This is a genomic window from Pseudomonas sp. SDO5271_S396, assembly GCF_054071795.1.
The window spans coordinates 129,775-143,716 of sequence record NZ_JBSVWB010000005.1; the positions used below are offsets into that span (position 1 = coordinate 129,775).

Annotated in this window: 14 protein-coding genes; 7 read left to right on the top strand and 7 right to left on the bottom strand. The window is 58.3% G+C overall.

The genetic code is table 11. The features are described from left to right. Positions 1–69: 69 nt before the first annotated feature. The 3 genes from ACW9IN_RS06210 to ACW9IN_RS06220 all read right to left on the bottom strand — a co-directional run bounded on the left by ACW9IN_RS06210 (position 70) and on the right by ACW9IN_RS06220 (position 3,548). Positions 70–702: a response regulator gene (locus ACW9IN_RS06210; RefSeq protein ID WP_457365051.1), complete on the bottom strand. Its 633-nt coding sequence runs from the start codon at positions 700–702 to the stop codon at positions 70–72. 590 nt (positions 703–1,292) lie between these two features. Further along, positions 1,293–2,510: an argininosuccinate synthase gene (locus ACW9IN_RS06215; RefSeq protein ID WP_457365052.1), complete on the bottom strand. Its 1,218-nt coding sequence runs from the start codon at positions 2,508–2,510 to the stop codon at positions 1,293–1,295. A 129-nt stretch (positions 2,511–2,639) separates the two neighbouring features. Next, complete coding sequence (locus ACW9IN_RS06220) at positions 2,640–3,548, bottom strand: flagellar protein MotY (RefSeq protein WP_457365053.1); 909 nt, start codon at positions 3,546–3,548, stop codon at positions 2,640–2,642. A gap of 156 nt (positions 3,549–3,704) precedes the next feature. On the opposite strand from ACW9IN_RS06220, the gene pyrC reads away from it, so the two are divergent. Both pyrC and rnt read left to right on the top strand, forming a co-directional pair. Further along, positions 3,705–4,751 (top strand): dihydroorotase, encoded by a 1,047-nt coding sequence (gene pyrC / locus ACW9IN_RS06225; protein WP_457365054.1) that lies wholly within the window; start codon positions 3,705–3,707, stop codon positions 4,749–4,751. Then, positions 4,748–5,419: a ribonuclease T gene (gene rnt, locus ACW9IN_RS06230; RefSeq protein ID WP_457365055.1), complete on the top strand. Its 672-nt coding sequence runs from the start codon at positions 4,748–4,750 to the stop codon at positions 5,417–5,419. The genes pyrC and rnt overlap by 4 nt, the downstream gene beginning before the upstream one ends. A gap of 64 nt (positions 5,420–5,483) precedes the next feature. Here rnt and ACW9IN_RS06235 read toward each other — a convergent pair whose 3' ends face one another. After that, complete coding sequence (locus tag ACW9IN_RS06235; RefSeq protein ID WP_457341699.1) at positions 5,484–6,086, bottom strand: peroxiredoxin C; 603 nt, start codon at positions 6,084–6,086, stop codon at positions 5,484–5,486. Positions 6,087–6,330: 244 nt separating this feature from the next. Between ACW9IN_RS06235 and ACW9IN_RS06240 the strand changes: the two genes are divergently transcribed. After that, complete coding sequence (locus ACW9IN_RS06240) at positions 6,331–6,549, top strand: bacterioferritin-associated ferredoxin (protein ID WP_010564137.1); 219 nt, start codon at positions 6,331–6,333, stop codon at positions 6,547–6,549. A 201-nt stretch (positions 6,550–6,750) separates the two neighbouring features. Beyond that, a complete protein-coding gene (gene bfr / locus ACW9IN_RS06245; RefSeq protein ID WP_457365056.1) occupies positions 6,751–7,221 on the top strand; it encodes a bacterioferritin in 471 nt (156 codons plus the stop codon). Between the two features lie 67 nt (positions 7,222–7,288). On the opposite strand, the gene grxD is transcribed toward bfr, so the two are convergent. Both grxD and ACW9IN_RS06255 read right to left on the bottom strand, forming a co-directional pair. Continuing rightward, positions 7,289–7,627 (bottom strand): Grx4 family monothiol glutaredoxin, encoded by a 339-nt coding sequence (gene grxD / locus ACW9IN_RS06250; RefSeq protein ID WP_457365057.1) that lies wholly within the window; start codon positions 7,625–7,627, stop codon positions 7,289–7,291. 100 nt (positions 7,628–7,727) lie between these two features. Continuing rightward, positions 7,728–9,836 (bottom strand): molybdopterin oxidoreductase family protein, encoded by a 2,109-nt coding sequence (locus tag ACW9IN_RS06255; RefSeq protein ID WP_457365058.1) that lies wholly within the window; start codon positions 9,834–9,836, stop codon positions 7,728–7,730. A 433-nt stretch (positions 9,837–10,269) separates the two neighbouring features. Here ACW9IN_RS06255 and argF point away from each other — a divergent pair, with 433 nt between their 5' ends. Further along, positions 10,270–11,190 carry an ornithine carbamoyltransferase gene (gene argF / locus ACW9IN_RS06260; RefSeq protein ID WP_457365059.1) on the top strand — a complete coding sequence of 307 codons (921 nt, stop codon included), beginning with the start codon at positions 10,270–10,272 and terminating at the stop codon, positions 11,188–11,190. After that, positions 11,187–12,233 carry an ABC transporter ATP-binding protein gene (locus ACW9IN_RS06265; protein ID WP_457365060.1) on the top strand — a complete coding sequence of 349 codons (1,047 nt, stop codon included), beginning with the start codon at positions 11,187–11,189 and terminating at the stop codon, positions 12,231–12,233. The genes argF and ACW9IN_RS06265 overlap by 4 nt, the downstream gene beginning before the upstream one ends. A gap of 8 nt (positions 12,234–12,241) precedes the next feature. On the opposite strand, the gene ybaK is transcribed toward ACW9IN_RS06265, so the two are convergent. Continuing rightward, the gene (gene ybaK / locus ACW9IN_RS06270) at positions 12,242–12,712 is read right to left on the bottom strand and encodes a Cys-tRNA(Pro) deacylase (RefSeq protein ID WP_457365061.1); all 471 of its coding nucleotides are present in this window, start codon (positions 12,710–12,712) and stop codon (positions 12,242–12,244) included. A 326-nt stretch (positions 12,713–13,038) separates the two neighbouring features. Here ybaK and ACW9IN_RS06275 point away from each other — a divergent pair, with 326 nt between their 5' ends. After that, positions 13,039–13,893, top strand: coding sequence for an MIP/aquaporin family protein (locus ACW9IN_RS06275; protein ID WP_457365062.1), 855 nt, complete (start codon positions 13,039–13,041; stop codon positions 13,891–13,893). Positions 13,894–13,942 lie beyond the last annotated feature (49 nt).

The window sequence follows — 13,942 nt, forward strand, 5'->3', positions numbered from 1 at the left end:
AAGATCGCCGGCAAGCAGAAGCCTCCCTGACGGAGGCTTTTTTCTGCCCGAAGGCTTGTGCTTTTCGGCCTAGACCAGGCCGTTACGCTGGGCCAGTTCGATAAGGTCTACCAAAGAGCGAGCATTGAGCTTGAGCAGCAGGCGAGTCTTGTAGGTACTGACAGTCTTGTTGCTGAGAAACATACCGTCGGCAATCTCCTTGTTGGTCCTGCCGCGGGCCAGTTGCTGCAGCACCATCATTTCCCGGCCCGACAGGCGCTCGACCATTTCCGCTTCACTGGCATTCCCCAGGGTAGACCGTACAGAGTTGAGCGCCTGGTTGGGAAAGTAGCTGTAGCCCGACAAGACTGCCTTGATCGCACTCAGCAACTCTGTCAGATCCTGTTGTTTGCATACATAGCCAGCAGCTCCCGCCTGCATGCAGCGCATGGAGAAATGACCAGGGGCCTGGGATGTCAGCACCAACACCTTGAACGGAGCCGGCTGCTTGGTGGAGGACAGCCGGCAAATGACTTCCAGCCCGTCGAGTTTGGGAATTCCAATATCCAATATGACAATGTCCGGCATATGTTCCCGTGCAAGCTGCAACGCATCGACACCGTTATCAGTCTCGGCAACGACCTCATAACCATGACGCTCCATTAGCATACGCACAGCAAGACGAATGACGGGATGATCATCCACGATCAGCACTTTATTCATGAGGAAAGTCCAATTTCGCTGTTCGAATTATTTAGAGCAAGCACAATAGCCTAGTCGTTTCTCCGTTGGCATAGCGTCCCCCCCCCCCGAGCAACAGTAAGCAGAGACCCAACCCACATCGATATCGGAATTACCTTACAAAAAATCGCTAAGCCGGATGTATCAGCCTCTATTGAAGCTTTCAGAACTTTCCGGGGCCTTACATATTTTGAGTGAAATATCCCCCCTGAAAGGCATACAGGGTAAACATTGCGCACATCAGTTTCAGCAAATGCCCCTTGCACGAAGGAAAACAACTGGAAGAAAGGCGAAAAAGATCCAATTTTTTAGTTCCATTCAACATATTTATTTACACCCAAAATCCCTACAGATTCTTTAACCCCTACACATCCAACTCCGCTAAGTGAGTGAAATTTCTGTAGGACATAGTTCCTGCAAAGGTGTAAAAAAACATTCCCCCCTTCAAATAACCATAACCACTTAAAAGCACAAGAACGATTTAAATTAAACACCCATAAACATGGGTAAAAATCAGCGCCAAAAAAATGGCCCCTTGAACAGGAGCCATTTTTCCATAACGTGCTTGAAACTCAGAACAACAAGCGACCCTTGTTGGCCGCAATGCGCATACGCAATGCATTCAACTTGATAAAGCCTGCAGCATCCGCCTGGTTGTAGGCACCGCCATCTTCTTCGAAGGTGGCAATGTTGGCATCGAACAGCGACTCATCGGACTTGCGACCGGTCACGATCACATTGCCCTTGTACAGCTTCAGGCGCACCACACCGTTCACGTGAACCTGAGAGGCGTCGATCATTTGTTGCAGCATCAGACGCTCAGGGCTCCACCAGTAGCCGGTGTAGATCAGGCTGGCGTACTTGGGCATCAGCTCGTCTTTGAGGTGAGCGACTTCGCGGTCCAGGGTGATGGATTCGATGGCGCGGTGAGCGCGCAGCATGATGGTGCCGCCCGGGGTTTCGTAGCAACCACGGGACTTCATGCCCACGTAACGGTTCTCGACGATGTCGAGACGGCCGATGCCGTGTTCACCGCCAATGCGATTCAGGGTCGCCAACACCGTGGCCGGGGTCATTTCAACGCCGTCCAGCGCGACGATGTCGCCGTTGCGGTAGGTCAACTCCAGGTATTGCGGCTTGTCAGGCGCGTTCTCCGGGGAGACGGTCCAACGCCACATGTCTTCCTCGTGCTCGGTCCAGGTGTCTTCCAGCACACCGCCTTCATAGGAGATGTGCAGCAGGTTGGCATCCATCGAGTAAGGGGACTTCTTCTTGCCATGACGTTCGATCGGGATAGCGTGCTTTTCGGCGTAATCCATCAGCTTTTCACGGGACAGCAGGTCCCATTCACGCCAAGGAGCAATCACTTTCACGCCAGGCTTGAGGGCGTAGGCGCCCAGCTCGAAACGCACCTGGTCGTTGCCCTTGCCGGTAGCGCCATGGGAAATGGCGTCAGCGCCGGTTTCGTTGGCGATTTCGATCAGGCGCTTGGCGATCAGCGGACGTGCGATGGAGGTACCCAGCAGGTACTCGCCTTCGTAGACGGTGTTGGCGCGAAACATCGGGAAAACGAAATCGCGGACGAACTCTTCGCGCAGGTCGTCAATGTAGATCTCCTTCACGCCCATGGCTTGCGCCTTGGCACGTGCAGGTTCGACCTCTTCGCCCTGACCCAGGTCAGCGGTGAAGGTCACCACTTCACAGTTATAAGTATCCTGCAGCCACTTGAGGATCACCGAAGTGTCCAGGCCGCCGGAATACGCGAGAACGACCTTGTTTACGTCGGCCATGCCATCACTCCACGGGGTTGTACGGAAAGGCGTCGATTCTACCGACCAAAACCGTGAAATTACAGGGGCGCGACAGCAAATGAAAATAAAGCGACAGATTATGTCGAACGGGCGACCCAGAACCGCACTTTATGACGTGGCGGCCGGGTTCGCCGGTGCAGTTGCCTGGGGGGCCGGCTTTTCGGGTGCCGCCACACGTTCGAGCTGAATGTTCACGCGGCGGTTCCTGGCGCGGTTAGCGGCATTGGTGTTGGGCACCAATGGGTAGCTTTCCCCATGGAAACGCACGGTGATCTGGGATTCCGGAATGCCGTTGGCCTTGAAGTAATCCACTACGGCCAGCGCGCGGCGACGCGAGACGTCGCGGTTGGTCAGGCGATTGCCGCTGTTGTCGGAATGCCCATTGAGCTCGATATGGTTGACTGTGGGGTCCGCTTTCATGAACGCGAGGATCACCGCCAACTTCTGCTTGGCGGCCGCATCCAGCTCAATACCACCACCCGGGAAGCCGACTTCTGTCTGCTTGACCTGATCGTAGTTCATCGGTAACAGCTTGGCGGTGCACACCTGATAGTCGTTGTAAGCCTTGTTGAATTTCACCGGCAGCAGACGAATCTCCGAGTATCCGCCCTCACGCCCGTAATGCCGCACGGTCGGGCTGCGCCCTTCAAGCAAACCACTGAACAGGCGCCCGGCCTGGGCCTGGGAACTGTTGAACAGTACATCGCCACTACCGGCGCGCACGGCGCCGAGATTGATGTCCCCCCGGCCCGGCTGCCACGGTGCGGCGGCGGCCAGCAAAGTGGCCGAGCCTGCCCCAAGCGCACCGTTGTAGGCTTTGAGACGAAATGTGGCCTGCTCTCCGGCCCGGCGCACGAACTCGCCCGAGCCGAAATCGGTGATCGGCTGAGTCAGACGGCACTCGAACTGGTCGCCTTCCACCTTCCACTCGATGTTCTCCAGACGCGTCTGGAACGTGAGGGCCATCGCAGGCAGGCTGGCGAACACACTGAGCAGGGCTAGATAATGCTGGCGCACGGGAGGCTCCACTGGTTTCTACAACACTTCAAAGCGTCATACATCGTTAAGGCATACCCAGGGATATCGGTCGCATCCGGCAAAACTTGATAGCGAGTGCCTGCAAGAGTCTTTTCCGGTAGCATTCCCACCAGATTGACCCGCCTGGAATCCCCAATGTCCGACCGCCTGACCCTGCTGCGTCCCGACGACTGGCATATTCATCTTCGCGATGGTGCTGCGTTGCCCCACACCGTGGCCGATGTAGCGCGCACGTTTGGCCGCGCCATCATCATGCCTAACCTGGTACCTCCGGTGCGTAATGCCGCCGAAGCCGACGCCTATCGCCAGCGTATCTTCGCTGCACGGCCGGCCGGCAGCCGCTTCGAGCCGCTGATGGTGCTCTACCTGACCGACCGCACCCAGCCTGAAGACATTCGCCAGGCCAAGGCCACCGGTTTCGTGCATGCCGCCAAGCTGTACCCGGCCGGCGCGACCACCAACTCCGATTCCGGCGTGACCAGTATCGACAAGATCCTGCCAGCCATCGAAGCCATGGCCGAAGTGGGCATGCCGCTGCTGATCCACGGTGAAGTCACCCGTGGCGATGTGGATGTCTTCGATCGCGAGAAGATCTTCATCGATGAACACATGCGCCGCGTGGTCGAGCTGTTTCCGACCCTCAAGGTCGTGTTCGAGCACATCACCACCGCGGATGCCGTGCAGTTCGTCACCGAGGCCTCGGCCAACGTTGGCGCGACCATCACCGCACATCACTTGCTGTACAACCGCAACCACATGCTGGTGGGTGGGATACGACCGCACTTCTATTGCCTGCCGATCCTCAAGCGCAACACCCACCAGGTAGCGTTGCTGGACGCAGCCACCAGCGGCAGCCCGAAGTTTTTCCTCGGTACCGACTCCGCTCCACACGCCCAACATGCCAAGGAAGCCGCGTGTGGCTGTGCGGGTTGCTACACGGCGTATGCGGCAATCGAGCTGTATGCAGAAGCGTTCGAGCAACGCAATGCCCTCGACAAGCTCGAAGGTTTTGCCAGCCTCAATGGTCCGCGGTTCTATGGGCTGCCGGTAAATACCGACCGTATCACCCTGGTTCGTGAAGACTGGACCGCCCCCGCCAGCCTGCCGTTTGGCGAGTTGACCGTCATCCCGCTGCGCGCCGGTGAAACACTGCGCTGGCGCCTGCTGGAGGAAAGCAAGTGAGTGAAGACTTTTACGATGACGAACAAGAGCATGGTGGCGGTAGTTCCCGTCACCCGATGGCCGAGCGGTTTCGCGGCTATCTGCCGGTGGTCATCGACGTAGAGACCGGAGGTTTCAACAGCGCGACCGATGCACTGCTGGAAATCGCCGCCACTACCATCGGCATGGATGAACAGGGTTTTGTGTTCCCGGAACACACCCACTTCTTCCGCGTCGAGCCGTTCGAAGGGGCGAATATCGAAGCCGCCGCGCTGGAGTTCACCGGGATCAAGCTCGATCACCCACTGCGTATGGCAGTGAGTGAAGAAGCAGCGCTCACCGACATTTTTCGCGGCGTGCGCAAGGCCTTGAAAGCCAATGGCTGCAAACGCGCGATTCTGGTGGGCCACAACAGCAGTTTCGACCTGGGCTTCCTGAATGCAGCCGTGGCGCGGCTGGACATGAAGCGCAACCCGTTCCACCCGTTCTCCAGCTTCGATACCGCCACCCTCGCCGGCCTGGCTTATGGCCAGACCGTGCTGGCAAAAGCGTGCCAGGCAGCCGGCATCGACTTTGACGGTCGTGAGGCCCACTCGGCTCGCTACGACACCGAGAAGACAGCCGAGCTGTTCTGCGGCATCGTCAACCGCTGGAAAGACATGGGCGGCTGGGAAGATTACAACGACTGAAGTCATTTCCCGCGCATAAAAAAACCGGCCTGCTCAGGCCGGTTTTTTTTGCATTGAACCTGGCTTACAGCTTGCCAGCGTTCTCGCTCAGGTAAGCAGCAACGCCTTCTGGCGAAGCGTTCATGCCTTTGTCGCCTTTTTTCCAGTTGGCTGGGCAGACTTCGCCGTGCTCTTCGTGGAATTGCAGGGCGTCAACCAGGCGGATCAGCTCTTCCATGTTACGGCCCAGCGGCAGGTCGTTAACGATCTGGGAGCGAACGACGCCTTTGTCGTCGATCAGGAACGCGCCACGGAAAGCCACGCCGCCTTCGGACTCAACGTCGTAGGCCTTGGCAATGTCGTGCTTCAGGTCGGCAGCCATGGTGTATTTGACTTTGCCGATGCCGCCATCATTGATGGCAGTGTTGCGCCAGGCGTTGTGGGTGAAATGGGAGTCGATGGAAACCGCTACCACTTCGACGTTGCGCGCCTTGAAATCGTCCATGCGGTGGTCCAGAGCGATCAGCTCCGAAGGGCAGACGAAGGTGAAGTCCAGCGGGTAGAAGAACACCAGGCCGTATTTGCCTTTGATGGCTTCAGACAGTTTGAAGCTGTCAACGATTTCGCCATTGCCGAGGACTGCGGGTACGTCGAAATCCGGGGCTTGTTTGCCGACGAGTACGCTCATTGGATATCTCCTGATGTGAGGGTGACGATTGAAGTAAAAGGATCGCTTCCAAGCCTGCCTCAAATAAACGACAGCCCTGTGACGCAATCACGCTTCGTGAAGACCGACCATCATACACTGAAAAAACCGTTCGTCAGCGCGCCAGGGGCGCAAGTGCAAGGGTCGAGATTCTACTTTGACAATCATTCTCGTTAACATTAAGATCCATCGCACTGAAGCCTCAAACCCGCGATGGTTCTCCCTTATGTATGTGTGCCTCTGTACTGGCGTGACCGACGGACAAATCCGCGAAGCGATCTATGAAGGTTGCTGCAGCTACAAGGAAGTGCGTGAAACCACCGGCGTTGCCAGCCAATGTGGCAAATGTGCTTGCCTCGCCAAGCAAGTGGTACGGGAAACCCTGACTCAGCTGCAGACAGCTCAGGCCGCGCTCCCCTATTCAGCAGAATTTACACACGCGTGAATCAGCGTGTTTTGAAGAACCGGACTTAGTGTCCGGTTTTTTTATGTCTGCAATTCAATTAGTTAGCGTCAAGACGCGGAACACAAACATTCTTATTCCGATTAATTTTCATTTATTATTCAATAACTTAGGTTTGACACTAAGGTTTTCGCCGCTCAAACTCCGCCTTATACACAGCTATTACAGGGCAGGACCCCAGTCATGAAAGGCGACATCTCAGTCATCCAGCAACTCAACAAAATCCTTGCCAATGAACTGGTCGCGATCAATCAGTACTTTCTGCATGCCCGCATGTACGACGATTGGGGCCTGGAAAAGCTGGGCAAGCGTGAATACAAGGAATCCATCAAGGCCATGAAGGATGCAGATGCGTTGATCAAGCGGATTCTGTTCCTGGAAGGTCTGCCGAACGTGCAGGACCTGGGCAAGCTGAACATCGGCGAACACACCCAGGAAATGATCAGCAGCGACCTGAAGTTCGAACACAAGAGCCACAGCGACCTCAAGGCTGCCATCGCACATTGCGAAACCAAGGGTGACTTCGGTAGCCGTGAATTGTTGGAAGACATCCTGGAAGACCAGGAAGAACACATCGATTGGCTGGAAACCCAACTGGGCCTGATCAACAAAGTCAGCCTGGAAAACTACCTGCAATCGCAGATGGGCGAATAAACCCTCGGCGCGCAGGTACAAAAAAGCCCCGCTCTCTTTCGAGAAGCGGGGCTTTTTATTGCGCGAATCAGGCGTTGCTCTTCGCTGCCGCGTTTGCCGCCGCTTCTTTGATCAGCGCTTGCAGCGAACCATCAGCCGCCATCTCGACGATGATGTCACTGCCGCCGACCAGCTCACCGGCCACCCACAGTTGTGGGAAGGTAGGCCAGTTGGCGTACTTGGGCAGGTTGGCGCGGATTTCAGGGTTCTGCAGGATATCCACGTAGGCGAATTTTTCGCCGCACTGCATGATGGCCTGGGAAGCCTTCGCGGAGAAACCGCACTGAGGCGCGTTGGGTGCGCCCTTCATGTAAAGCAGAATGGTGTTGTTGGCAATCTGCTCTTTGATCGTTTCGATGATATCCATGGAACACCTCGGCTGGAACTTTGCGACTCACAGGTCGGCACGGTGGCGCATTGTAGCGCAAAATCCCAGCAGAATGCTCAGGCAAGCCGACAGTCTGACATCACGCCGCCGCCACCCGCACCGGCACCCCATTGAGCGCCGCATTGCCTGACAGTTCGTCCAGCTGTCGCTCATCGGTCAGGTCATTGGCGCTCGCGCCCGGCTGCCCACTGGCGATGCTCATTTGCACGCCGGGGCGGCCATGCCCCCAACCATGGGGCAGACTGACCACGCCGGGCATCATGTCCTGGCTGGCCATCACCTCCACTTCGATCATCCCGATCCGCGAGCTCACGCGCACACGTTGCCCGTCGCTCAGATCACGGCTGGCCAAATCATCTGGATGCATCAGCAACTGATGGCGCGGCTTGCCCTTCACCAACCGGTGATAGTTATGCATCCAGGAATTGTTGCTGCGTACATGGCGACGGCCGATCAGCAAGAGTTCGTCCGCCACCGGAACCGGTTGTGCGGCGAAGCGTGCCAGGTCGGCCAGGATCACCGCCGGCGCCGCCTGCACCTTGCCATCAGCGGTTTTCATCCGGGCAGCGAGATTGGGCTGAAGCGGCCCCAGATCCACGCCGTGGGGGTGGTCCGCGAGCATTGCCAGCGACAGTTTGTGGCTCGAAGCATCACCGTAGGCCCCGGCGCGCAGCCCGAAGTCGATCATCTGCGCAGGCGCCAGAGTCGGTTTAAGTGTCGTTCCGGTCTGGGCGGCAAACGCCCGGGCCAGGCCCACAAAAATCTCCCAGTCATGCAGCGCGCCCTCGGGCTTGGGCAGAATCGCCCGGTTGAAACGCGTGACGTTGCGCACTGCAAACATATTGAAAGTCGTGTCGTAGTGATCGTTTTCCAGTGCAGAGGTGGACGGCAGGATCAAGTCGGCATAACGCGTGGTCTCGTTGATATACAGATCGACGCTGACCATGAACTCCAGGCCCTCCAGGCCCTGCTCCAACTGCTTGCCGTTGGGTGTCGAGAGCACCGGGTTGCCGGCCACGGTCACGAGCGCGCGGATTTGCCCTTCGCCTGCGGTGAGCATTTCTTCGGCCAAGGCGGACACAGGCAGTTCACCACTGTATTCAGGGCGACCGGAAACCCGGCTCTGCCAACGATTGAAATGCCCGCCCGACGTAGAAGCCACCAGGTCCACCGCCGGAGTGGTGCACAAGGCGCCGCCGACACGGTCCAGGTTGCCGGTCACCAGGTTGATCAATTGCACCAGCCAGTGACACAACGTGCCGAATGCCTGGGTCGAAACCCCCATGCGTCCATAACACACCGCCTTGTCTGCCGCGGCAAAGTCCCGCGCCAGCTGGCGGATCTGTTCGGCAGGCACCGCACACTGCGGGCTCATTGCCTCGGCGCTGAACCCGGCGATTGCACGGCGCACCTCGTCCAGGCCTTCGACCGGCAAATGACTGTCACGCGTCAGGTTTTCACTGAACAACGTGTTGAGCACTCCAAACAACAACGCCGCATCACCGCCCGGGCGCACGAACAGATGCTGGTCGGCCATCGCCGCCGTCTCGCTGCGCCGCGGGTCGACCACCACCACTTTGCCGCCACGGGCCTGGATGGCCTTGAGGCGCTTCTCCACATCGGGCACGGTCATGATGCTGCCGTTGGAGGCCAGCGGGTTGCCACCGAGGATCAACATGAAGTCGGTGTGATCGATGTCCGGGATCGGCAGCAACAACCCATGCCCGTACATCAAATGACTGGTGAGGTGATGAGGCAACTGGTCCACCGACGTCGCGGAAAATCGGTTGCGCGTCTTCAACTGGCCGAGGAAATAGTTGCTGTGGGTCATCAGCCCATAGTTATGCACGCTGGGATTGCCCTGATACACCGCCACTGCGTTCTGCCCATGGCGAGCCTGGATGCCCGCCAGTCGCTCGGCCACCAACGCAAACGCGTCATCCCACGGGATCGGCTTCCATTCGCTGCCGACCCGCAGCATGGGTTGATGAAGGCGGTCGGGGTCGTTCTGAATATCCTGCAACGCCACAGCCTTGGGGCAGATATGCCCGCGGCTGAAACTGTCCAGAGGGTCACCCTTGATCGATGTGATCGCCAGGCTGCCGTCATCAGCTCGGGTGGTTTCCAGGGTCAGGCCGCAGATGGCTTCACACAGGTGGCAGGCACGGTGGTGCAGAGTCTTGGTCATGGCCAGTCTCTTTATCAGGCTTTGGCCCAACTATGGCCCGCGACTGAGAGGCGCGCCACCAACGTTAGTCCCGTGAATCGCCAAGCATCAGGCCGGACCATGAGTAAGCGTGAGCAAATGTTTCAGAAGCCATTGCCCCACTGCCAAAACCGACACAGCCTGGCTCGGGCCCGCCCTCGCGCATTGCAAAAGGCCTTGGGGCCAGTGTACAAATGGCCCGCTGCTGTCAGGAAATCGTCTTCAAAAGCGCTCGCGCGCCCTTCTTGAACACCCCTAAAAACCGTAGCCCTATTGGTAAGACGCGACATTTAATTATAAGATCGCGCCTTCCCCTATTTCGTCGCCCCGTGCGGCTTTCGCCGCAGGTCTCGCCCGTTGTCACAATAAACAAGGCTTTGAGTATCTGCGGTCTGTTGCAAAAAGGTAGTTAATGATGAGCGCAAGGCACTTTCTCTCCCTGATGGATTGCACACCCCAAGAGCTGGTCAGTGTGATCCGTCGAGGCATTGAGCTTAAAGACCTGCGTAACCGCGGCGTACTCTTCGAGCCTTTGAAAAACCGCGTGCTCGGCATGATTTTCGAGAAATCCTCGACCCGTACCCGCGTGTCGTTCGAAGCGGGCATGATTCAGCTGGGTGGCCAGGCCATCTTCCTGTCGTCGCGTGACACCCAATTGGGCCGTGGCGAGCCGATCGCCGACAGCGCCATCGTCATGTCGAGCATGCTCGATGCCGTGATGATCCGTACCTTTGCCCACAGCACCGTGACCGAATTTTCCGCCAACTCCCGGGTACCGGTGATCAACGGCCTGTCCGATGACCTTCACCCCTGCCAGTTGCTGGCCGATATGCAAACCTTCCTCGAACACCGCGGTTCGATCCAGGGCAAGACCGTGGCCTGGATCGGCGACGGCAATAACATGTGCAACAGCTATATAGAAGCGGCGATCCAGTTCGACTTCCAGCTGCGCGTCGCCTGCCCTGAAGGCTATGAGCCTGATGCACGCTTTCTGGAGCAGGCCGGTGATCGCGTCACGATCGTGCGCGACCCGCGAGAAGCCGTGACCGGCGCCCACCTGGTGAGCACCGACGTCTGGACCTCCATGGGCCAGGAAGACGAAACCACCAAGCGCCTGGCGCTGTTTGCGCCGTTCCAGGTTACCCGTGCCCTGCTTGATCTGGCCGCGCCGGACGTACTGTTCATGCATTGCCTGCCCGCCCACCGTGGCGAAGAAATCAGCCTCGACCTGCTGGACGACCCGCGTTCGGTCGCATGGGACCAGGCCGAGAACCGCCTGCACGCACAAAAGGCCCTGCTTGAATTCCTCGTTGCACCGTCGTACCAGCAGCCATGAGCCAGCCACTGTTGCTGAACCTGCGCAATCTGGCATGCGGTTATCAAGACCAACGGGTGGTACAGAACCTCAGCCTGCACCTCAATGCCGGCGACATCGGTTGCCTGCTCGGCTCCTCGGGCTGCGGCAAAACCACCACACTGCGCGCGATTGCCGGTTTCGAGCCGATACATGAAGGTGAAATCAGCCTGGCAGGCGAGGTGATCTCCAGCGCCGGCTTCACCCTGGCCCCGGAGAAACGCCGGATCGGCATGGTGTTTCAGGACTACGCGCTGTTTCCTCACCTTAGCGTGGCCGACAACATCGCCTTCGGCATTCGCAAGCACCCTCAAAAGGACCGAGTGGTGGCCGAGTTGCTGGAGTTGGTCAACCTGAAGAATCTGGGCAAGCGTTTCCCCCACGAGCTTTCCGGCGGTCAGCAACAACGCGTCGCCCTCGCCCGCGCCCTGGCTCCCGAGCCACAACTGCTGTTGCTGGATGAACCCTTTTCCAACCTCGATGGCGAACTGCGGCGCAAGCTCAGCCATGAAGTGCGCGACATTCTCAAGGCGCGTGGCACCAGCGCAATCCTGGTAACCCACGACCAGGAAGAAGCGTTCGCCGTGAGTGATCAGGTGGGTGTGTTCAAGGAGGGCCGTCTCGAGCAGTGGGATACGCCCTACAACCTCTATCACGAACCACACACGCCTTATGTCGCCAGCTTTATCGGCCAGGGTTATTTCATCCGTGGCCAATTGAGTTCGCCGGAATCGGTCGCTACCGAACTGGGCAACCTGCGTGGCAACCGCGCCTACAGTTGGCCAACCGGCAGCGCCGTGGATGTCTTGCTGCGCCCGGACGACATCGAATATGCGCCGGACAGCGCCCTGCAAGCTCGGATCGTCGGCAAGACCTTCCTGGGCGCGTCGACGCTGTATCGACTGCAACTGCCGACCGGTGCGCAACTGGAATCGATTTTCCCCAGCCATGCAGACCATCCGGTCGGGGCCGACGTGGGCATTCGTGTGGCCGCCGAACACCTGGTGCTGTTTCAGGCAACGTAGGCGCGAGCCTACGCCCGACCGATTTCCGCGAATTTGGCCTGGGTATGTTCAGCCAGCACCGCTGCCGGTAGCTCGACTTCCAAGCCCCTTCTCCCGGCACTGACGAAGATCGTCGCAAAAGGCTGCGCCGTCACATCGATAAACGTGCGCAGCCGCTTCTTCTGCCCCAGCGGGCTGATCCCACCCAACAGATAACCGGTCGAGCGTTGCGCCGCCGCCGGATCGGCCATCTCGACTTTCTTCACGCCAGCGGCATGCGCCAAGGCTTTCAGGTCGAGGCTTCCGACGACCGGCACCACCGCCACCAGCAGCTCACCTTTTTCACTGCTGGCCAGCAGGGTCTTGAATACCTGCGCCGGGTCGAGCCCCAATTTTTCCGCAGCCTCCAGCCCGTACGACGCCGCCTTGGGGTCGTGCTCGTAACTGTGGACGCGATGTTCGGCGCGAACTTTCTTCAACAGATCCAGTGCGGGGGTCATGAACACTCCGGGCATGACAGACAGAAGGCCAATTCTAGGCCAACGCCCTGCAAAACGCTCTAGTGCGGCCCCTTAAGCGCGAATGCTGGAAAAAAACCTGCATGATCATTCACCAGACCAATAGTTTGAAAATGACCAATGGTTCACTTTCGACCTTTGACAGCCATCTTTCTTGTCTATATTTTTTCGTTTACGAATACCGCAGGAAAACTCCTACGGTCTCATAGCTATCCGCCGTATCAGGGATGGGGATCCCGGCTACGGTGTACAGCGCGCAAGGCCCGTTGCGGCCAGGCGCCAGACAAGAAAAACAACTGAGGCTTTCAATGACTACTGCTCTTCAACAGCCCTCGCTTTCGAGCCAATGCATGGCCGAATTCCTGGGGACTGCGCTACTGATCTTCTTCGGCACCGGATGTGTCGCTGCGCTCAAGGTCGCGGGTGCCAGCTTTGGCTTGTGGGAAATCAGTATCATCTGGGGGGTTGGCGTCAGCATGGCGATCTACCTGAGCGCCGGCATTTCCGGGGCCCATCTCAACCCCGCCGTCAGTATTGCCCTGTGCATTTTCGCTGACTTCGACAAACGCAAACTGCCCTTCTATATCCTTGCGCAGATCGCGGGCGCCTTCTGCTCGGCTGCGCTGGTGTACACGCTCTACAGCAACCTGTTTTTCGATTACGAACAAGCCCATCACATGGTGCGTGGCTCCCAGGCCAGCCTGGAGCTGGCCTCGGTCTTTTCCACCTACCCGCACGCTCTGTTGAGCACGGCCCAGGCTTTCCTGGTGGAAATGGTCATCACCGCCATCCTGATGGGCGTGATCATGGCGCTTACCGACGACAACAATGGCCTGCCACGCGGCCCGCTGGCACCGCTGTTGATCGGCTTGCTGATCGCCGTGATCGGCAGCGCCATGGGCCCGCTTACCGGCTTTGCGATGAACCCCGCACGGGATTTCGGGCCCAAGCTGATGACCTTTTTCGCTGGCTGGGGTGAAATGGCATTCACGGGTGGCCGGGATATTCCTTACTTCCTGGTTCCTATTTTCGCGCCGATCGTTGGCGCATGCCTGGGCGCCGCCGCTTATCGTGGGCTGATTGCCCGCCATCTGCCGAGCGCCACACCTGCTATAGCTGAAACACCTGACACGGCTGTCAACGGCAAGACCCGCACCTCCTGATAGCGCCAGCCTGGTTCCGACTGCCCTCTCGCGGTCCAGGCTGATGACC

Bases quoted from the DNA above. Each gene is read 5' to 3' on its own strand.
- ACW9IN_RS06210 (WP_457365051.1), bottom strand. From the start codon at position 702: ATGAATAAAGTGCTGATCGTGGATGATCATCCCGTCATTCGTCTTGCT.
- ACW9IN_RS06215 (WP_457365052.1), bottom strand. From the start codon at position 2,510: ATGGCCGACGTAAACAAGGTCGTTCTCGCGTATTCCGGCGGCCTGGAC.
- pyrC (WP_457365054.1), top strand. From the start codon at position 3,705: ATGTCCGACCGCCTGACCCTGCTGCGTCCCGACGACTGGCATATTCAT.
- ACW9IN_RS06235 (WP_457341699.1), bottom strand. From the start codon at position 6,086: ATGAGCGTACTCGTCGGCAAACAAGCCCCGGATTTCGACGTACCCGCA.
- ACW9IN_RS06240 (WP_010564137.1), top strand. From the start codon at position 6,331: ATGTATGTGTGCCTCTGTACTGGCGTGACCGACGGACAAATCCGCGAA.
- bfr (WP_457365056.1), top strand. From the start codon at position 6,751: ATGAAAGGCGACATCTCAGTCATCCAGCAACTCAACAAAATCCTTGCC.
- grxD (WP_457365057.1), bottom strand. From the start codon at position 7,627: ATGGATATCATCGAAACGATCAAAGAGCAGATTGCCAACAACACCATT.
- ACW9IN_RS06255 (WP_457365058.1), bottom strand. From the start codon at position 9,836: ATGACCAAGACTCTGCACCACCGTGCCTGCCACCTGTGTGAAGCCATC.
- argF (WP_457365059.1), top strand. From the start codon at position 10,270: ATGAGCGCAAGGCACTTTCTCTCCCTGATGGATTGCACACCCCAAGAG.
- ACW9IN_RS06265 (WP_457365060.1), top strand. From the start codon at position 11,187: ATGAGCCAGCCACTGTTGCTGAACCTGCGCAATCTGGCATGCGGTTAT.
- ybaK (WP_457365061.1), bottom strand. From the start codon at position 12,712: ATGACCCCCGCACTGGATCTGTTGAAGAAAGTTCGCGCCGAACATCGC.
- ACW9IN_RS06275 (WP_457365062.1), top strand. From the start codon at position 13,039: ATGACTACTGCTCTTCAACAGCCCTCGCTTTCGAGCCAATGCATGGCC.